The 19,348-nt window shown below is 47.2% G+C and carries 18 protein-coding genes, 9 tRNA genes and 1 riboswitch; of the genes, 7 read left to right on the top strand and 20 right to left on the bottom strand.

The features are described from left to right. Nucleotides 1-77 precede the first annotated feature (77 nt). Nucleotides 78-161, top strand: a riboswitch (cyclic di-GMP riboswitch). Between the two features lie 194 nt (nt 162-355). From ASG16_RS13455 to ASG16_RS13440, 4 genes are all read left to right on the top strand, one after another. Beyond that, complete coding sequence (locus ASG16_RS13455) at nt 356-910, top strand: GNAT family N-acetyltransferase (protein ID WP_056497315.1); 555 nt, start codon at nt 356-358, stop codon at nt 908-910. 3 nt (nt 911-913) lie between these two features. Further along, entirely contained in the window at nt 914-2,386 is a 1,473-nt protein-coding gene (locus ASG16_RS13450) for a methyl-accepting chemotaxis protein (protein ID WP_056497318.1), read from the top strand. A gap of 121 nt (nt 2,387-2,507) precedes the next feature. Then, entirely contained in the window at nt 2,508-3,557 is a 1,050-nt protein-coding gene (locus ASG16_RS13445) for an alpha/beta hydrolase (RefSeq protein WP_056497320.1), read from the top strand. A 294-nt stretch (nt 3,558-3,851) separates the two neighbouring features. Beyond that, nucleotides 3,852-5,576, top strand: coding sequence for a GMC family oxidoreductase (locus ASG16_RS13440; protein ID WP_056497323.1), 1,725 nt, complete (start codon nt 3,852-3,854; stop codon nt 5,574-5,576). Nucleotides 5,577-5,747: 171 nt separating this feature from the next. Here ASG16_RS13440 and ASG16_RS13435 read toward each other — a convergent pair whose 3' ends face one another. The 3 genes from ASG16_RS13435 to prkA form a co-directional block, all read right to left on the bottom strand. Beyond that, complete coding sequence (locus ASG16_RS13435) at nt 5,748-6,035, bottom strand: YiaA/YiaB family inner membrane protein (RefSeq protein ID WP_047070376.1); 288 nt, start codon at nt 6,033-6,035, stop codon at nt 5,748-5,750. An 87-nt stretch (nt 6,036-6,122) separates the two neighbouring features. Next, nucleotides 6,123-7,280 carry a sporulation protein YhbH gene (gene yhbH, locus ASG16_RS13430; protein WP_056497325.1) on the bottom strand — a complete coding sequence of 386 codons (1,158 nt, stop codon included), beginning with the start codon at nt 7,278-7,280 and terminating at the stop codon, nt 6,123-6,125. Between the two features lie 70 nt (nt 7,281-7,350). Then, entirely contained in the window at nt 7,351-9,249 is a 1,899-nt protein-coding gene (gene prkA, locus ASG16_RS13425) for an ATP-dependent protease PrkA (protein ID WP_056497328.1), read from the bottom strand. Nucleotides 9,250-9,607: 358 nt separating this feature from the next. Here prkA and ASG16_RS13420 point away from each other — a divergent pair, with 358 nt between their 5' ends. Further along, nucleotides 9,608-9,808: a hypothetical protein gene (locus ASG16_RS13420; protein WP_056497333.1), complete on the top strand. Its 201-nt coding sequence runs from the start codon at nt 9,608-9,610 to the stop codon at nt 9,806-9,808. A 238-nt stretch (nt 9,809-10,046) separates the two neighbouring features. Here the strand turns inward: ASG16_RS13420 and ASG16_RS13415 are convergent, their stop codons facing one another. From ASG16_RS13415 to trmL, 3 genes are all read right to left on the bottom strand, one after another. Beyond that, nucleotides 10,047-10,607, bottom strand: a complete 561-nt coding sequence (locus ASG16_RS13415) for a hypothetical protein (RefSeq protein WP_056497336.1) — start codon at nt 10,605-10,607, stop codon at nt 10,047-10,049. Nucleotides 10,608-10,753: 146 nt separating this feature from the next. After that, nucleotides 10,754-11,479: an HAD family hydrolase gene (locus ASG16_RS13410; RefSeq protein WP_048031462.1), complete on the bottom strand. Its 726-nt coding sequence runs from the start codon at nt 11,477-11,479 to the stop codon at nt 10,754-10,756. 25 nt (nt 11,480-11,504) lie between these two features. Continuing rightward, nucleotides 11,505-11,975 carry a tRNA (uridine(34)/cytosine(34)/5-carboxymethylaminomethyluridine(34)-2'-O)-methyltransferase TrmL gene (gene trmL, locus ASG16_RS13405; RefSeq protein ID WP_048031461.1) on the bottom strand — a complete coding sequence of 157 codons (471 nt, stop codon included), beginning with the start codon at nt 11,973-11,975 and terminating at the stop codon, nt 11,505-11,507. 138 nt (nt 11,976-12,113) lie between these two features. Here trmL and ASG16_RS13400 point away from each other — a divergent pair, with 138 nt between their 5' ends. Continuing rightward, nucleotides 12,114-12,815: a ferric reductase-like transmembrane domain-containing protein gene (locus ASG16_RS13400; RefSeq protein ID WP_056497340.1), complete on the top strand. Its 702-nt coding sequence runs from the start codon at nt 12,114-12,116 to the stop codon at nt 12,813-12,815. A 6-nt stretch (nt 12,816-12,821) separates the two neighbouring features. On the opposite strand, the gene ASG16_RS13395 is transcribed toward ASG16_RS13400, so the two are convergent. From ASG16_RS13395 to rnhA, 4 genes are all read right to left on the bottom strand, one after another. Then, complete coding sequence (locus tag ASG16_RS13395; RefSeq protein ID WP_056497343.1) at nt 12,822-13,790, bottom strand: amidase domain-containing protein; 969 nt, start codon at nt 13,788-13,790, stop codon at nt 12,822-12,824. Nucleotides 13,791-13,918: 128 nt separating this feature from the next. Next, complete coding sequence (locus tag ASG16_RS13390; protein WP_056497347.1) at nt 13,919-14,452, bottom strand: methylated-DNA--[protein]-cysteine S-methyltransferase; 534 nt, start codon at nt 14,450-14,452, stop codon at nt 13,919-13,921. 28 nt (nt 14,453-14,480) lie between these two features. Further along, on the bottom strand, nt 14,481-15,632 hold the full coding sequence (gene queG / locus ASG16_RS13385; protein WP_056497351.1) for a tRNA epoxyqueuosine(34) reductase QueG: 1,152 nt from the start codon (nt 15,630-15,632) through the stop codon (nt 14,481-14,483). Next, nucleotides 15,629-16,063, bottom strand: coding sequence for a ribonuclease HI (rnhA, locus tag ASG16_RS13380; RefSeq protein WP_173630755.1), 435 nt, complete (start codon nt 16,061-16,063; stop codon nt 15,629-15,631). Before rnhA ends, queG begins: the two co-directional genes overlap by 4 nt. Nucleotides 16,064-16,178: 115 nt before the next feature. Between rnhA and ASG16_RS13375 the strand changes: the two genes are divergently transcribed. Continuing rightward, complete coding sequence (locus ASG16_RS13375) at nt 16,179-16,850, top strand: B3/B4 domain-containing protein (RefSeq protein WP_056497353.1); 672 nt, start codon at nt 16,179-16,181, stop codon at nt 16,848-16,850. Between the two features lie 15 nt (nt 16,851-16,865). Here ASG16_RS13375 and ASG16_RS13370 read toward each other — a convergent pair whose 3' ends face one another. From ASG16_RS13370 to ASG16_RS13325, 10 genes are all read right to left on the bottom strand, one after another. Then, nucleotides 16,866-18,194 (bottom strand): purine/pyrimidine permease, encoded by a 1,329-nt coding sequence (locus ASG16_RS13370; protein ID WP_056497356.1) that lies wholly within the window; start codon nt 18,192-18,194, stop codon nt 16,866-16,868. A gap of 127 nt (nt 18,195-18,321) precedes the next feature. Continuing rightward, a tRNA-Leu gene (locus tag ASG16_RS13365) sits at nt 18,322-18,403 on the bottom strand. 8 nt (nt 18,404-18,411) lie between these two features. After that, nucleotides 18,412-18,485, bottom strand: a tRNA-Cys gene (locus ASG16_RS13360). 30 nt (nt 18,486-18,515) lie between these two features. Next, nucleotides 18,516-18,591, bottom strand: a tRNA-Gly gene (locus tag ASG16_RS13355). Between the two features lie 7 nt (nt 18,592-18,598). After that, nucleotides 18,599-18,673: transfer RNA gene (locus ASG16_RS13350), tRNA-Gln, on the bottom strand. A 26-nt stretch (nt 18,674-18,699) separates the two neighbouring features. Next, nucleotides 18,700-18,775: transfer RNA gene (locus ASG16_RS13345), tRNA-His, on the bottom strand. Nucleotides 18,776-18,802: 27 nt separating this feature from the next. Next, nucleotides 18,803-18,876: transfer RNA gene (locus tag ASG16_RS13340), tRNA-Trp, on the bottom strand. A gap of 8 nt (nt 18,877-18,884) precedes the next feature. Next, nucleotides 18,885-18,957: transfer RNA gene (locus ASG16_RS13335), tRNA-Phe, on the bottom strand. 41 nt (nt 18,958-18,998) lie between these two features. After that, nucleotides 18,999-19,075, bottom strand: a tRNA-Asp gene (locus ASG16_RS13330). Nucleotides 19,076-19,153: 78 nt separating this feature from the next. After that, nucleotides 19,154-19,230, bottom strand: a tRNA-Met gene (locus ASG16_RS13325). Nucleotides 19,231-19,348 lie beyond the last annotated feature (118 nt).

The raw sequence follows: 19,348 nt of genomic DNA, 5'->3' as shown, positions 1-19,348 counted from the left end.
AAAGATATATCTTTTGGCTTATATTTTGCATGATTACGTCTAGCAAAATTCGACACGTTTTCACAAATTTTGCTAATAAATGCAAAAGGCAAAGTCATCGAAAGGTGGCGACGCAAAACCACGGGTCTACAGTCTTTGACCATGATAGCCGGGTTGCCATCATCTTGAGACCATTTTTTCGATGTTGGTAGCTTCGGTTGTTCCATTTCGATGGAACGGCCTTTTTTGGTGTTTATATTTTTGAAAGGAGGATGAAAGCACTTTCATTTTCGCAACAGATGGAAAAACATAACTTTTGAGACGTCAAACATACACAACATGGTTCAATCAGAGAAAATGATGGAGTGGACAAGTTATGTACAAACAAGTAGAAACCGTACAAGAGTTAGCAAAATTTCATGAAATCAAAGAAACAGTATGGACAAGCATGGGCTTCGAGATGGAGTACGCGAAAGAAGGCTCGGCTCTGTTCCTCTTAATTGCCGAAGATGGTGAAGCAGGTGGAACGTTTGAAATGACGCCCTTTTCCAAATCAAGTGCTTATATGAAATCACTTTTTCAGGATGTTGTTACAGAAGACATGAAAGTAATGGAGGTAGACAGTCTCGCTGTTTTGCCGAAATACCGTGGACAACTAGGGCAAAAAGGAATTTGCTTGATGATAGATTACGCTGAAAAGCATGGATATACCCACGCAATCGGTGTAGCAGATCCGACTTTTTTTACGTTCATCAACAAGAAGTATCAAGTAAAGGCGACTCAGACCAAAGAAATCGTCTTTTACAAAGGGGCCGATGCCATTCCGACCCTTTTCCATCTAAAAGATGTCTATGACAATAAGCATGATCCGAAATATTCCTGGTACAATTCGTCGTCATCCAACCAAGTAAAAGTCGAAGTAGGTGGGTAAAACATGGATAACATTGATCTATTGAGAAGAAGAAATAATTGGGTCGTAATCGTATTCGCCAGTATTATTACGGTTGTTCAAGTCTTAAACCTCTTTCTAGGCGTACCGTACACATTCGTTTTCACGGTGCTGGGTATTTTGTATGGTGTGCTGGCACCTTTTACTTACATCTCCAATCGCCCGAGCTTCCGTGAAAAAGCAGCGCCCTTCATGAAGTTTTTCAACTTCGCCGTAATCGGGATCTTCATGTTCATCGTAGTTGGACTGGACCCGCATATGATCAATATCATGACCATTATGTTCTTTGTAGCAGTCATGGGGATTTATCAAGACCGACTCATTAATATTTTGACGATTGTATCGACATTGGGTATTGTCTCTTACTACTTCCTGACACAGAGAGAAACGATTTTCCATTCGACAAGCAATCTTGATCTGATGTACTTCCTGCTTACCTTCTGCTTCGTCTCTGTCACAAGCATGATGCATGCTGTATTCAATAACAAGCTGCAAGAGGAAAGTGAGCAACAAAAGCAAGAAGCGATTGCCTCGAAGGAATCGTTGCAACGTGTTCTGGATCAGATCAACGAATCACTCACCTCTATGCAAGACTATCAAGAGAATTTGAACAAGGTGACGGACGGTGTAAATGTTCGCGCTGTCGAAACCGTCGCTTCCCTACAAGACATTATGGAGTCCTTTACGATTCAAACCAGCAATACGGACGAGCTGCGTCGGGAAATGAGCTCGACGAATCTGCAAGTTGAGGACATGACCCGCTCTGTTACAGAGATGCATGAGTACGTAGAATCGACCAAAGAAGCCACTAGCGAGAGCGGCAAACGCATTGGCAACATCGGCAATGACTTTGAACGATTCATCACGGACATCCAAGGTACGAACCAGCTGATTCAAGAGCTCAATAAAGAAACCGAATCGATTGGGAAAATTATTCAAACCATTTCCGAGATTTCTGCACAAACCAATCTGTTGGCACTCAATGCCACGATTGAAGCGTCTCGCGCAGGCGAACACGGCCGAGGATTTGCTGTCGTAGCAGATGAAGTACGCAAGCTGGCTGAATCCTCCAAGCTATCCTCAGAGTCGATCTCGAGCCTGCTGATGACTATTCGCGAAAAAATGAAGCTCGTATCGGATATGATTTCGGAGTCACAGACTTCTTTTGAGAAAAATAGCGAGGGCATCCTCGAAGTACAAGAAATGTTCACGAATGTAGACAACTACATGCAAAACTTTGCGGATAAAACGAAAAACCTGCAAGAGTTCATCGTCCATGTTCACAGCATGATTCAGGAAGTCGGCGCAAAAGTAGAAGTCAACGCAGATATTACCGACAAGAACAAAGAGAGCCTGGAAGAAGTGCTTGTTCTCGTTTCTGAGCAAAAAGACGAAGTCGTTAAGGTTTCTGGCGGCTTTGAGAAAATCGAACAACAGATGCGTGGTCTCCATATGTAACCTTCCTGCAACCGCCTTTCACGGGCGGTTGTTTTCTTTTCTCATTTTGTAACCGAACAGATATATAATGTAAATATTCTGATAGTTATAATCTTATCCAATGAAAGGAGGCACATCATTGATGGATGCACAAATCGAAACAAAAACGATTCAGACCGATCGATTGCTCGTTTCCTACCTGACAGCAGGCCTACCGGAAGGAGAACCGCTTCTCCTCATTCACGGCAATGCATCAGCCAACTTGTTCTGGGATGATACCATTGCGGCTCTGTGTGACCAGTACCGTGTGTATGCACCTGATATGCGTGGCTATGGAGCAAGTGAAGCATTGCCTATCGATGCGACACGAGGTTTGCGAGACTGGTCGGATGACCTTCATTCGTTTATTCGGGCATTGGATTTGCCAACGCCTGTCCATCTTGCTGGCTGGTCGTTGGGTGGAGGGATCGTGATGCAGTTTGCCATCGATCACCCACAGGAAGTCCGCTCCCTGATTCTCATCGCCCCCATGTCCCCTTACGGCTTTGGTGGAACCAAGGATATAGCTGGCACCCCGTGCTACAGCAGTTTCTCGGGCTCGGGTGGAGGAGCCGCCAACTCGGAGCTGGTCAAAAGGATAGCCGCTAAAGATATGAGTAGTGACTCCCCCTCCAGTCCTCGCAATGTCATGAATCAGCTTTATTTCAAGCCACCGTTCCAAGTTAGTCCAGAGCAGGAAGACCGTTATGTGAGCGCAATACTCTCTACGAGAACAGGAGATAGCTTTTACCCCGGTGCTTTTGAATACGTAAATCATTGGCCCGGTGTTGCTCCTGGAACGACAGGGATTACGAATGCGATTTCTCCCAAATACGTAAATTTGTCCGGTATTGTCCAGATTGAGCCCAAGTGCCCGATTTTATGGATTCGCGGTGCGGATGATGCCATTATCTCGGATCAGTCGCTTGCTGATTTCGGTACGCTGGGCAAGCTTGGCTATGTCCCCGGATGGCCAGGGGAAGACGAGTATCCCCCGCAGCCGATGGTCTCCCAAATTCGTGACGTGCTCGAACAATATCAGCGCGCTGGTGGTTCTTATCAGGAGATTGTCATGGAAAATGTGGGGCACGCTCCACACATCGAGAAAGCAGAGGAGTTTATCGAGCTCATTCGAAAAACCGTCAGGGCATGACCGTGACGGTTTTATTTTATGATACATTGGTTCCCCCAGCCTTGCCTCCTTTAGGCGCATCTGGGGCGAAATTTTAGCAGAGTGAACGGGAGAATTTTGAAAGAGATCAAGTTTGTCGCCGCAAACGTGAATATTATGCAAATCGGCTAACCCCATTCTACTTCCTATCTTCCTATGCCATTCACACAAAAGATTGCAAATAATGATTTTGCCTGATTTGCTGCTGGAACCCCCGCATTCCGGCATGAATAGATTGAAAGTGCTAGGAAATTATGAAAAAAGGAAGTGCAACAATTGGGACAAAGTTCAAGCCCAGCAAGTGAAAAGTACGATTATATCGTGATTGGCGCCGGAACTGCCGGAGGAGTAATCGCCAAGGAATTGACAGATGACAAGAAGACTTCTGTACTTGTTCTGGAAGCAGGTACAAATATGCCGAACCCAAGCGCTTCTCTAGAGGCAGCAGTGAATATGGCAGATGATAACAAACTATCCTTCATTGCTGTCTCGAAAATCGAACAAGCAATTGGACGCCAGCTTCCGCTATGGAGTGGGAGAGTAATTGGTGGAAGCTCCGAACATAATTTTATGTATGCTGTCCGCGGAAGCCGCCAGCTATATGATCAGTGGGCAAAACTCGTCGGAGATCAGTGGGGCTACGATCATCTCCGCTCCCTATTCAAAAAAAACGAAACCTATACGGGAGATACACAAAGCCCAAAAGAACGCGGTAAAAAAGGCCCTATTTTTGTCAGGCAGCAACTGATTCCGAATAGTGGGCTTATCCAAACTTTGGCTGAAGCAACCTCTCAGGTTTTGGGTATCCCCATCGTGGAAGATTACAATACAGGTATCCGAGACTGTACCTTCTATCAATCACAGTATATTCAACAAGAAGTAGATGGGAAGTTTATTCGTTCCTCCACGAGAGCCGGGTATTTAAATAACCAAATCGTGACACAGGGCAATGAATTCCAGCCAGATGAGTTCGGGATTGGAGGCAGAAAGTTAGTCATTTTCGGAAAAACAACCGTAAATAAAATTCTCTTTGCATCAAAAAAGAACGTGCAGACTGCCGTTGGGGTCGAATTCGTTCGAAACGGCGTGACACAAATCGCTTATGCGAAAAAAGGAATTATTGTCTCTGCCGGTACCTACTCCTCGGTTATCCTACAACGATCAGGGATTGGCAGAACGACGGATTTAGCTCAAGCAGGGATAGCAACATTGGTAGAGAGTCCAAATGTCGGTCACAATCTTCAGTCGCAATACAGTATTGGCATGGGCATCGAGGTAAAAACAGACCGACTCCTTCCAGTATTTGCTGCTGACCCTGATCAGCCTGTGGCACTTGGTGCATTTAAAAAAGAAAACGGACCGAGTCGCCGCCTGCAAATATTAGGTCTTCCCGTACCGTTCTTTATCCCTGTTCAAGACGTCCTTATCAATGGTTGGCAATTTGTTCCCACAAAGGAAAGCAATATCATGAGTATTGGCCTAGCAGACTTGAACCCCAAAAGTAAAGGTTCGATTACGGTTGCACATAGTGATCCGGAAGCCTATCCATCGATTAGATTCAATGTCTTTGAAAATCCTGATGACCTAAACTTTTTGGTAGACCAATATATCGAAATGTTCAAGGTGATTACGAAGGCTCGTGAACTCGATCCAGAGGGCATTTACAAAATAGTATACCCTCCCGAGCCCCTATTCCAAGTACCGGATGAAGCAGAAAAACGAAGCTTGCTCGCTGCTTATGTGAGAGCATCTTGCAGCATTTTCGCTCACTATGGTGGGCAATGTAAAATGGGGAAAAGCATTTCCGAAGGTGTTGTGGATAGGTACCTGAATGTATTTGGCACGAAAAATCTCAAAGTCGCTGATCTATCCATCTCCCCTATTTTACCTGACGGCAACACTTCCACGGCGGCACAGATGATCGGTTTGAATGCGGCCCGGATTATTCGCGAAGAAGCGGAAAAACATCGAGACGATGATGGTGACGACGATGATGATTAATTTACTCCATCCTATGTTGTAGTAGTCTGACCGTTACAATTCCCGAGGTTCTACCACTTCCTTACAAATAACCCATGATTGATCCCTTGCTCAATGAACCGTTGTGAATTCATTTGACAAAGAATCAATCATGGGTTTGCTTTATCTACCATTCGTCCATATGTAACCAGGCTATTTCGGCGTTTCTTTCTCCGCTTTCGATACCTTCAAGTTAAATTCTCTTTCCTGCTCCTCAATAATCGCTCGATCCTCTGCGTTATCTCTCACTACTTTTTGTGTCAAAATCGATCCAACTGCTACCAGAAGCATACATGCGATATAATACCCCTTTTCGTGCAGTTGAAGACCTGTTGCATTGTATAAACCGATGGAAAATAGCAGGACACCTGCGCCCAATGTAAAGTATGCCAAGAAAGTGAAGGCTCCCGTGTTGCGCATCCGATGCTTTTGTGGATACATAGTAACACCCCTCACATTTTGTTCATGTGGCTCATGCAAATAAATAGAAGTCAACCGGACGATTTCTCGCCCGGTTGCCTCTATGGATTACTTCACAGCTTCTTTCTTGCCAAAGAAAGTACGCAACGCCTTGTATACCTCGCCCTTTTCCCGAATGACACAATGCATGAATTTCGGCTCTTTGATGTGGCGATATGCTGACATGAGGGTACTGTGCCTGTTATACTGATTCACTTCGCCATAGCCGAACATGTTGCATCTCTCCATGAGCTCTTTCACCAGCTTTACGCAACGCTCATTGTCAGACGTGAGGTTGTCGCCATCGGAAAAATGGAACGGGTAAATGTTGTACTGCGATGTCGGGTAGCGGCTATCGATGATCTCCAACGCTTTTTTGTAAGCAGAGGAGCAGATCGTCCCCCCGCTTTCCCCTTTCGAGAAAAAGGTGTCCTCCGTTACTTCCTTCGCATCCGTATGATGGGCAATGAAGACGATCTCGACCTTTTCGTACTTGGTGCGCAGAAAACGTACCATCCAGAAGAAAAAGCTGCGGGCGATATACTTTTCAAACACGCCCATACTACCCGACGTATCCATCATCGCAATAATGACAGCATTAGAATGAGGCTTGATGATCTCTTCCCACGTCTTGAAGCGCAGGTCATCATCGGTGATCCCCAGCTCCATATCACTGTAGCCTGCCAGCGCATTTCGGCGAATGGCCGCGATCAGCGTACGTTTTTTATCAATGTTGCCCATCAAGCCTTTTTTCCTGACATCATTGAACCGAGTCTCTTCCACGACGATTTGTTCCTCGTCTTTTTGTTGAAGGTTCGGCAGCTCCAGCTCGGCGAAAAGCATCTCCTGCAATTCTTCTACGCTGATTTCAGCCTCGTAATAGTCTACACCCGGCTGATCACCTGCTCCCTGACCCTTTCCTGGCCCTTGCGCCGGATCGCCGTCACGGGCTATGACATCGCCTACTTTACTGTTTCCTTTACCTTGACCGCCATGTTTTCCCTTTTGGAAGTTAAAACGCAATCGGTATTCATCCAGGGAGCGAATAGGGATCTTAATGACTTCCCGACCATTCGACATGATGATGTTTTCTTCGCTGACGAGATCGGGCAGATTTTTTTTGATCGCTTCTTTCACTTTTTCCTGGTGTCGATTTTGGTCCTGGTACCCTTTGCGGTGCAGCGACCAGTCTTCCCGGGAGACAATGAACGATGATTCATCTTTCATGCCGTCTCCTCCTAGCAACTGGCGCAATCTGCGCCGAATATGACGTGCTCCTCATGTCGCCAACGTTCTGTCATCTGTTCAACAGGCTACCCACATAGCGCAGCAGCTCATTTGCGCAAACTGGGCAATATTGATGCTCTTCGATAAGTCGCTTGGTGACCTCATTGATCTTCTTGAGCTGATGCTCATCCGGTGTTTTGTTCGAGGTCGTAATCTTGACGACATCCTTCAGATCGGCAAACAGCTTCTTCTCGATAGCTTCCCGCAGACGATCATGCGTGCTGTAGTCAAACCGCTTCCCTTTACGCGCATAGGCCGAGATACGGATGAGAATTTCTTCACGGAAGGCCCGCTTGGCATTTTCCGAGATGCCAATTTGCTCCTCGATGGAACGCATCAGGCGCTCATCTGGATCCATCTCCTCACCTGTAACGGGGTCACGGATTTTGTTCATGTTGCAATAAGCTTCCACATTGTCTAAATAGTTATCCATGAGCGTTTTTGCCGACTCCTCGTAGCTGTAGACAAACGCCTTCTGCACTTCTTTTTTCGCCAGCTCGTCGTATTCCTTGCGCGCGATAGAGATGAAGTTCATATACCTCTCCCGCTGCTCCTTGGTGATAGATGGATGCTGGTCAAAACCTTCTTTTAGCGCCCGAAGAATATCTAGCGCATTGATGCACTCCGTGTCGCGGCGGATCAGTGCACTGGAGATACGGTTGATGACATAACGCGGATCAATACCGGACATTCCTTCATCCGCATGCTCGTTACGCAGTTCTTCCAGATCGGCTCCCTTGAAGCCTTCCACCGATTCACCGTCATACAGCCGCATCTTTTTCAGCAGATCGGCCCCCTGTTTTTTCGATTCTTTCAGGCGGGTCATAATGGAAAAGACTGCTGCTGACCGGAGCGCATGCGGTGCAATATGCACATGCCCCAAGTCGGATTGCTTGATTAATTTCGCGTATATTTTTTCTTCGTCACTGACACGCAGATTATACGGCATCGGCATGACGATAATCCGAGATTGCAGTGCCTCATTTTTCTTATTCGCAATAAAAGCCTTGTACTCCGATTCGTTCGTATGCGCAACAATCAGCTCATCCGCAGAAATGAGGGCAAAACGACCTGCCTTGAAGTTTCCTTCCTGTGTCAGCGACAGGAGATGCCACAAAAATTTCTCATCGCATTTCAGCATTTCCTGGAATTCCATTAATCCGCGATTGGCTTTGTTCAGCTCCCCATCAAAACGATACGCACGTGGGTCGGACTCAGAGCCGTACTTCGTAATCGTCGAAAAGTCGATGCTCCCCGTCAAATCGGCAATATCCTGAGACTTCGGATCGGAAGGGCTAAATGTACCGATCCCGACACGATTGGCTTCGGAAAACAAGATCCGGCGAACAGGGAAATCCTCGATGCACCCTCCGTATTCGGTCTCCAACCTCATCCGGTTATAGGGCGTCAATTCTCCTTCAATCTTGATTCCCAGCTCTTCTTCTACCTCTCGACGCAGCTCGTGCGGGATGAGATGAAGAGGTTCCTCGTGCATGGGGCAACCATCAAGTGCAAAGATCGCTCCGGCTTCCGTCCGAGAATACTCTTCTAGTCCTCGCTTTAGCATCGTTACGAGCGTAGACTTACCGCCACTGACAGGTCCCATCAAGAGCAAGATGCGCTTGCGGACATCCAGACGACGTGCAGCCGAGTGGAAATATTCCTCCACTAGGCGCTCAACAGAACGATCCAATCCGAAGATTTCTCGACTAAAAAATTGATACGAACGTGAGCCGTCCTCGTTCTCTTCAACCCCTGCGCTTTTAATCATGTTGTAGACGCGTGAGTGCGCCGTCTGGGCAATTTGCGGATTTTTACGTACCAGTTGCAAATATTCGGCGAATGTTCCTCTCCACATCAGGTTTTCTTCGCGGGCCCGGTGCTCAGCGATCCGTTTTAAAATGTCCATGTTCGACACTCCTCCCTCTTAAGCCCCTCTCTCTTCCCAACGACAATGTACTCTCATGTATATGTCCGCCTGCGGTCACGCATTCACGTGCAAGCCGTTTTCTCCGGTTGCCAACAGGCTCTTACAGCCTTTACATATGTGTATGCGCGACATCTGCACAAGTTTCAGCAATCTTCCCATAAAAATACGGCACATTGCTTTTTGACGGCTTGGAGGATTACGGAATTGTAAGGTTTAACGAGCGTAGCTGTAAGCTGATTCGATGGTTTGTAATCCCTTCTCCCTTGTAAAATACAATCATAAGCAGCATACACGGGCAGCCAATACGGATTGGCGTAAAATAACGGGAGGAACGAACATGGACATCCAAGCAGAACGCATTCAAGTGAAAAAAGGACTTTATTTGACCGGCATCGCAACTTTGGTGATTCTTTCGATATTTATTTACCAAGCAGTGACAGGAATGGAACTGGATACAGGAGAAATACTGAGTGTGCCCATTTCGCTTTGTGCCTTCTTGAAACTCGTGAATGACCATCGAAAATTATCACTTACGTAAGGGCACAACAGCTTTAATTCGTTTGCAAAGTGGGCAGGCTACGCTATAATGGGAGTAGTTTGTTTACGAAAGGAGCTGTCAACCGTGGGTACATTTATCGTAGCATTGGTCTTCGGAGCTTTTCTGTTTTTCATTCTGACAGCTGGCTACAACGAGGACAAAACCTGGAACATGTAAGGATCATCCAGGGAAAAAAGCAGGCTGCCGCCTATGGCAACCTGCTTTTTTTGTTTTCTTGTTATTTCTTATTCTCTTTCTTTTCTGCTTTCTTCGCTTCGATTTCAGCTTTGATTTCTTTTGCGCTCTTTCCTGCTGTGTCAACGCCCCACTTGGCAGCCTTTTCTTTCAGGTTCTCGAGCTGTTCTTGCTTCTTCGCTTCTTTTGCTGCCTTTTTCTCAGCGTTTGCTACTTTTTTTGCTACTTTTGCTTCTTTAATAGCCGCTTTTACTTCTTTCGCCGTCTTACCTGCCGTGTCAACGCCCAGCTTCACAGCTTTATCATTTAGCTTGACGAGTTGTTCTTGCTTCTTCGCTTCTTTTGCCGCTTTTTTCTCAGCGATTTCTGCTTTCTTTACCGCTTTTGCTTCTTGAATGGCTGCTTTTACTTCCTTATTTGTTTTATCTGTGGTTTCTACGCCCCACTTGGTAGCCTTCGCGTTCAGTTTTGCTCTGTTTTCTTCCTTTTTCTCCGCTTTCGAGTGAGTTACTGTAGCATCCGCTCCTGTATCTGCCGCACTCACAACAGAGATACCGCTAAACAGCAAAGTAGCCATTACCAGAGATGAAATAATTTTTTTCATACAGATTTCCTCCTTTTATTATGTAAAACGTGGCCGTACAACACCTAGCCTACCTGATGATTTTGGGAAAAGTATGTGAAAAAGCAGGCTTGACCATTTTTTCAAACGGACAGCCTGCTTCTCGCCTATTCTTTCATGGTCATTCCTTAACCTGCAAACACACCGCTTTTTTCAGAAATCGCTGTAAACAGCTCTTCTAATGATCCCCGCTGATCTACCAGATACTGAGGCTCACCGCGGTCTTCCATCCAATTGGTTACCAAAAACGTTTTCATTCCCAGCTTGGATGCGACCATGTCCTCCTGCATGTGATTCCCGACCATGACACAGTCTGTCGGTTCCACCCCGAGCTTTTGACAAATCTCCTTGTAATAACCAGGATTAGGCTTCGTGAAATGCGACTCCTCGTAGACGGTGACCAGCTCGAAATCATCCGGGGACATCCCAATCCAAGCGAGGCGATGGTGAATCGCATCACGCGGGAAAACAGGATTCGTCGCTACTGCAACCCGGAATCCTTGCTCTTTGGCGGCAGCAATAATCTGCTTTGCCCATGGCGAAGGATACGTCAGGTGAGAAAGTGTCGGAAATACATCGCGATAAAACGAATCGAACAGAGGCCATATTTCCTCCCGATCCCACTCACTGTGTTCCGTAAAATGTTCGATAAAAACTTGCTCGTTCGTCTTGTCAGGCTCTTGGTTCATGATCATTGCCTTGGTCGCATCCCAAATCAGCGCCAACAGCTTTTCGGTATCGTACTTATCTCCGACATGACGGCCTACTTCAACCAAGTAACTTTTGACAAAGGGTTCTGTCTGCATCTCTAATAACGTACCGTCCAAATCAAACAGGATAGTGTTCACAGTCATAATGGATTTCTCCCTCCCAAATGCCTTACGATAGCGATGGAAAACCTAACTGACGAAGTCCTTCAAACAAGACAATCGCTGCACAATTGGACAGGTTCACAGAACGGGTCGCACCGCTCATCGGAATACGAATAGTTTGTTCCCGATATTTTTCTGTGAGCTCTTCCGGCAAGCCCGTCGTCTCCTTGCCCAAGATAATGTAGTCGCCATCCCGGAAAGAAACGTCCGTATACAACTTTTCTCCCCAGGTCTCCACAAAGTAAAAGGTACCAGCCCCTTCCCCTTGTGCCGCAGCAAAGTGCTCAAAGCTCTCATGATGGTGAACGTTAACCGCATGCCAATAATCGAGACCAGCCCGCTTCAGGTAACGATCGTCCGTCGAAAATCCGAGCGGATGAATCAAATGCAGATGCGCTCCTGTCGCTGCACATGAACGGGCGATGTTTCCTGTGTTGGCCGGAATAAGCGGCTCATGCAAAACAATATGTAACGGCATATCTGAAAATCTCCTTGTAAATTGCGAACTTGATACCTGTACTCGTCCTATTATACCACCGTGCCCAGCTTCTGTAACAAATGGAGTGCCTGCTGCATCTAATCAGAAAACTTTGGCTATCGAAGGAGTGACGATTAGATGGGGACACCTATTTCATTTGGGCGACGCCTTGTCGCACATGTGAGCATCGTGAGTTTGATCCTGTTAAGTGCCAGTTGGATGTGGGCTAAGTTTTCTTCGTTCCCAGCACTGGAAGCATGGAGCATGCTTCTCGGCTATCTCTCATTTATTTTGATTGGCTGCACCTTGCTGATTGGTCCACTCCAGTCCTGGCTCCCTGCTGGCTGGATGGCCGTCAGCTTGTCCATCCGTCGAGATATCGGCATATGGGCTGGGCTAACTGGACTGTTGCATGTCATTCTTGTACTCGTCCTTTTTGAAGGTGAGCCCCGCTTGATGATCATACATGAAAATCGTTCTGAAAAGGCTGATGGCTGGCTGGGTCTGTTCTTTTTCGCTTCCTCTGATCCAACCATGTGGCCATCTCCCAACTGGACCCTTACAGGCGTTGCGAACTACCTTGGGCTGCTTGCTTTTTTCGTTCTACTAGCCCTGTGGCTGACTTCTTCTGCACAGGCAGAGAAATGGCTGGGTGGCTCCAGTTGGAAAAGGCTTCATCTCGCCAATCCATGGCTTTTTATCATCGTCTTGATCCATGGCTTGATTTACATTCAATCCATTAAAGGAGAACCGCATACCTTTTCAGACATGCTCGTTTTCGCAGCAATGATTTGGATGATTCGCGGCATCTCTTTTATACGAAGAGCTTTTTTTCGCTAGCGGTAATTATACCCCTCTTATATGAAAGAAGGCATAGCGCATTTTGGGCGTATAGGCTGTGGAATCCTCATATGCCCAATAACGCATGCTGCTATCTGTCGTATGGGCATTCACTAACGGCATCTGATTCGCGTCTTTTGCGACCACGATCGTATTGTGCTGAAAACGCCCATCCCCGTTAAAGTCATAACAAATGATATCACCTGGGACCAATTCGGCCGCAGAGCTTTTCGTAACCGCCCGCATAGGTGGTCCACCCGATTTTAAAAGCAAATACAAGCTATGCGCCACCGTCCAGCTATAGCTCCAAGAGGCACTTTTTCCCGTGCGAATCCACCAGCCCTTGCCCATCTCTTTCGACATCAACATAGGGATTCCGCCAGCGTGTAAACATTGCGAAATAAAATTCGTACAGTCATCCGTAAAACGAGGGTACACGGGATTGGCGGTATTCCAGTAGCGTTCCGCATACGCGACTGCATTTGCAGCGTTGTACCCTCCCACTCCATGCACTATCAGCATAGGTTGGTCAATGGCATCCTCGACGCCTGACACAACGATGATAGGCTCCTCCTCTTCTTCGATCACCAATTTTTGATCCCCATTCGACTCCCTTGCCCCGATTATCGACCATTTCTCATTCGTTTTTAGCAATTGGAGCTGGAACAATCGTTTGTTTGTCTCTTTATACTTGGTATGCTTGATCCCCAGTGTTTTATTTTCTTGCCATTGAACTGTTATTTCCATGGTGGCATCGGTATTTACCCAGCACATGGGCGTTACTTGTCCCTGGACAGCCAATAACTTGACTCCCCGCTCCTCGATTTTCCGCTTCTCCCGGTTCAGTCGATCCCATTCTTCCTGTACGCCAGACTCTCCTGTGCAATAAAAAGGCAGCAGCCGCTCATACTTTCCGTCCATAGATGACTGGTGAACTGCTTGAAAGTATTGCTGAACAAATTCACGCCACTCCACTTTCCTCTCCTCCTTTCCGCCTCTAGACTGCAACATAGACTCACGAACCGTTCGTCTCACTGAAGAATATGTCGCTAGTGGGGCATTCAGAAGAAAAAGAAAAGCTGCCCGAGCAAGCAGACAGCTTATTAGGAAGAAGCGTGAGCAAATAGTGGACCTTCTTCTAAGGACAGCAAATATTCTTTAATGGATAACCCACCGCCGTATCCGACCAAGGCACCATTCGAGCCAATGACACGATGGCACGGTATAATAACAGGAATCGGATTGCGATTGTTTGCACCGCCAATGGCCCGAACAGCTTTCGCCGCTCCAATAGCCAAGGCAATATCTTTGTAAGAACGAGTTTCTCCATAGGGGATGTTCGATAGCTCATTCCATACAGACTTTTGAAAGGGAGTACCGTACAATACGGTTGGAACATCAAACGTCTTTCGCTTGCCTGCAAAATACTCATCTAATTGTTTTTTGGCAGACTCATTGATCGAATCGTTGCGCGTCGGGGTAATTCCTAAGAACGTTTTTTTGCACCAGCGCACAAGTGGCACCAATCCGTCTTGTTCATTGGCAAACTGAATGTAGCACAGCCCTTCTTCTGTAGAAGCCAAGAGCAATGGTCCAATCGGTGAATCCATCATGGTATAGCCTAATTCCTTTGCCATTTTCTACGTCCTCCCTCTCTCTTTCAAGCTAAGCCTGCGCACGAATCATGCTCATGCCTTTTTCTATCTCTTCCACCACTTCTGGTGACGCCTCTTTTGCTTTTGCGGAAATGAGCGCTTCGTGTGCCTGCTCTCCTCCGATTTTCCCAAGTGCCCATGCAGCAGTTCCACGAATAACTGGACGAGGGTCTTCGAACAAAAGACGCTCCAAGTCAGGAACAGCCGTCCGATCCTTGAAATGTGCAAGCGCTAGTATCGCATTGCGCTGAATGGGCTTTTTGCCCCGCCAAGATGAAGAGGATTGGCCGAACTTTTCCTTGAACTCCTTATTGCTCATCTGAAGCAGCGGAATCAGCAAAGGCTTGGCAATCTCCGGATCAGGCTGAAATTCAGCATGATGGTTGTTGTCGATGCGACGATTCTTAGGGCATACCGTCTGACAAGTGTCGCAACCATACAACCGATTTCCGATTTTCGCGCGAAATTCATCTGGAATAAAGTCTTTTACCTGAGTCAAATACGCAACACATCGCTGTGCATCAAGCTGCCCACCCTGAATCAAGGCTCCGGTCGGACAAGCGTCTACACATATATTACAGTCGCCACAGCCTTCTTCGATCGGTAGGTCGCTTGGCAACGGAAGATTCGTCACAAGCTCCCCCAAGTACACCCATGATCCGAACTCCGACGTTATGATGGCACAGTTTTTTCCTACAAACCCAATCCCAGCCCGTTCGGCAACAGCGCGATCAGACAATGCTCCCGTGTCTACCATGGATTCGATCCGAGCCCCTGGCTCCAGCTCCATAATGAAACGAGTCAGCTTGTCCAGCTTGTCCCGCAGAACGTGATGGTAATCGGTTCCCCATGCTGCACGGCACAAGATTCCCCGATACGCACCCGGCTCTGATTTTGGTGGATTTTTGAGCTTGGATGGATAGGCCAGTGCTATAGAAATCAGCGAACGTGCCCCGTCCAACAACATTTCCGGGTTCGTCCTCTTTTCTAAATCAGGCTCTTCAAATCCAGATTCATAACCCTTTTCCCGGTGTACAAGAAGCCGTTCTTTTAAGGTCATGAATGGATCGGCACTAGCAAACCCGATCTTATCGATTCCGATTTCCTTGGCATAGTCAATGATGGACTGCTTTGTCTGCTCCCAGTACTGCAAATCGTTCACAGCTGTTTAATCGCTCCTGTCGCCAATTCGTCGCAGCGGTTGTTCCATTTGTTGTCGGCGTGTCCTTTGACTTTTACGTACTCTACCTTGTGGGTGTCCATCAATTGCAGCAGTTCTTTCCATAAGTCCTGATTCTCCACCTGCTGTCCTTTGCTGTTTTTCCAACCGTTTTTCAGCCAACCTTTATACCAGCCTTGTTTGAAGCAGTTAACCAAGTATGCACTATCGCTGTACAATGTCACCTTACAAGGCTCCTTCAATGTAGAGAGCGCCTTGATGGCTGCCAACAGCTCCATTCTGTTATTCGTTGTATGTGGTTCGGCACCGGACATTTCCTTGATGTGTTGGCCGTACATCAGTACAGCTCCCCAACCACCTGGTCCTGGATTGCCGGAACAAGCTCCGTCTGTATAAATATCAACCTCACGCATCGTCATCGTCAGGGGTTCCCTCCTCTGTTCTCTTCTATTGTATCGAAGCTTAGTCGCTTCCACAAAAATTTTTTGTTATACTACCAAAAATAGGTTTAGTAAGGAGTGTCTATAGATGCAGGTTCAGCTAGATTCTTCCGTATCCGAGCGTCTGCCGCAATTTTCTCTCGGCATTTTACAATACAGCAATACTTCCGTCAGTGACTCCCCTAAAATGCTGCAAGGACGCATTAATTATTATGTGGAGAGCTTGCGGCTGGAGCACGATACTGCAAACCTGACAGAAATCGAAGGCGTCCGCGAGTGGAGGGCCTGCTTTAAGCAAGTTGGCATTGATCCGTCCAGATACCGCCCTTCCTCTGAAGCATTACTGCGCCGACTGCTACAGGGAAATCCTTTTTTCTGGATCAACAGCGCTGTTGATGTTAATAATTTTTTCTCGGTTTTGCACGCTCTTCCTTTTGGGATTTATGACGTCGATCACTTAGCGGGTGATATCACTTGTCGCCTCGGCCATGCCGATGATGTCTATGAAGGATTAAATGGACGCGAAGTCAACATGGAAGGGAAACTGCTACTCGCTGATAGTAACGGCGCATTTGGGAGTCCCATCGTCGATTCCAAGCGCTCATGTGTAACGGAGCAAAGCCGCACACTGCTCCAAGTCATCTTTTTCCACGAAAAAATGGAACCATCTAAAAAAGAAGAAATCGTAGGTTCAGTTGGTCGCATGTTTACAGAAATCAACGGTGGCGAGCTGACTCACTCCTCTATTGTTACCGCCTAAGAAAAAGACGGCCCGTCATGCAGCCTGGCCGTCTTTTTCTACGCTGTCTTCCTTTTTTCTAAAAACAATATGTTCCAGAACCAGGCACACAATAACTCCAAGCAATAAGCCATTGCCGAACAAAAAGCTGGCTAATGCCGGAAGTTGCTGCCAAGCTACAGCAGGTACGAACATGACTCCGATCCCGACCAGCAGCGAGCTGCCCCCAACAATAATCGTACGTTCATCCATCTTCACATTCACGTAATCCTTCAACCCGAAGCCAAGAAGTTGCGTATAGGAAATGAACATTGCCGCATATGCCACTGGAGTAGGCAAAGCCGCCAAAAAATGAGCAACAGTGGGAATCAGCCCAATCAGCATCATCCCCAGCATCGCTATCACAAATGGCAGGCGTGAAGCCATTTTCGTCGTTTGAATAACCGCTGCTGCCAAGGAAAGGGGAATCATACCAACCACACCGCTCAAGCCCGACAGAAAATGGGATACTCCTGTAAAAATACCACCGCGGTTGTACTGCTTTTCAGTAGGCACAGTGTCTGTCGCTTTTCCCATGACCGCCAAACTCGTCATGAGGTTTGTCAACAGAACGAATCCTGTCAGCATACTTGTTAATACAACGCCCCAATCCCAGCGTGGGGGTCCCCAAAAGAAAATAGAAGGCCATGAAAATAATTGCTCAGTAGGTCGGACAGGTTCTGTCCATCCAAGAAGCGCGTACACGATCCAGCCACCAACCATGCCAAACAAAACGGCAAAACTGGAGAATCGCTTCGTCCGCATAATAAACACAACAAGGGCTACGATCCCTATGGACACAAGTGCTACACCCGGTTGTACCTCTTTTGAATGCTGAAAACCAATACCGAGCATACCGGTGAGAATGTTACTACACAAAGAAACAGCAAGCAAAATCATATACGTCCCTGAAACCAGCGGCGTAAACCACTTCTGTAATTTGCCAATCCAGCCTAATAAACCAAAAATGAAAAAGAGTAGACCTGCTAATATCATCCCCACTTGAAAGGATTGACCAATTTCTTGTGGATGAAGACCCATGCTCGTTCCGAGTTGAGCCAAAATGATAAAGATCCCCCACCATAATCCAGCCGGTCCTTCTATCATCGGATAGCGGTGTCCAATCCATACTTGCAGTAGTGACGCGAGTCCAATGTAAAACATGGTCTGCTGCATCAGCTTTCCAATTTCATCTGCCTGCAAGCCATACATATCTCCAATCATTAGTGGTACCGCCACACTGCTGGAAACAGTTACAATCATCCATTGCAATACGGACAGCGTCGTGATCCCCATTGGCGGCTTGTCTTGCAGTTTGTAAAACACCTCAACCACCTCGTCCTTTTGCGTACACAAGTTGTCTATTTCCCTGTCTACACTATGTGCTTATTAAAGCAGAAAAAAACCCTAATCATCAAGATTTCTTGACATTCAGGGTTAGCTTGTAAAAGTATGGTGCCGGTGAAGGGACTTGAACCCCCACGGTTTCCCTCACGATTTTGAGTCGCGCGCGTCTGCCATTCCGCCACACCGGCAAGTACTATGGAGGAGGCACCCGGATTTGAACCGGGGATAAGGGTTTTGCAGACCCGTGCCTTACCCCTTGGCTATGCCTCCATGATATAAAAGGTGAAACTATTTGAGAAATGGAGCGGACGAAGGGTCTCGAACCCTCGACCTTCGCCTTGGCAAGGCGACGCTCTACCAATTGAGCTACGTCCGCATATTAATGGCTGGGGTACTAGGATTTGAACCTAGGAATGACGGAGTCAAAGTCCGTTGCCTTACCGCTTGGCTATACCCCAATAAGTAATCCCCAACTATAAATTTATGGGGCGATCGATGGGACTTGAACCCACGAGTGCCGGAGCCACAATCCGGTGCGTTAACCCCTTCGCCACGACCGCCATGATTACTACTATTGTCTTAAAAAATGGCAGGGGCAGTAGGAATCGAACCCACACCAAAGGTTTTGGAGACCTTCGTTCTACCGTTAAACTATGCCCCTATAAAAGGTGGCTCGGGACGGAATCGAACCGCCGACACGAGGATTTTCAGTCCTCTGCTCTACCGACTGAGCTACCGAGCCTTATATCCATGCTTTACGCGCCAATTTCATTTGATTAGAAATGGCGGAGCTGACGGGACTCGAACCCGCGACCTCCGGTGTGACAGACCGGCGTGAACTCCAACTTCACCACAGCTCCATTATTTGGTTGCACCCACTGGGTACTTCGATCCTACTTGATCAAGAAGATAATTTGACGTAGAGCAAGTAGAAAATTTGGTTGCGGGAGCAGGATTTGAACCTGCGACCTTCGGGTTATGAGCCCGACGAGCTACCGAGCTGCTCCATCCCGCGATAGTCAGGACGACTGAGTGTCAGTGTTGCCACAGAACGTGGCGTTTTTAGCTGACCTTCCTTGTCCATTAATATAAATGGTGGAGGCTGACGGGATCGAACCGCCGACCCTCTGCTT

Source organism: Brevibacillus sp. Leaf182, assembly GCF_001423865.2.
In the GTDB taxonomy this organism is placed as follows: domain Bacteria; phylum Bacillota; class Bacilli; order Brevibacillales; family Brevibacillaceae; genus Brevibacillus; species Brevibacillus brevis_C.
Note: the sequence above shows the minus strand (reverse complement) of the source record. Positions and strands in the feature narration are given on the sequence as shown.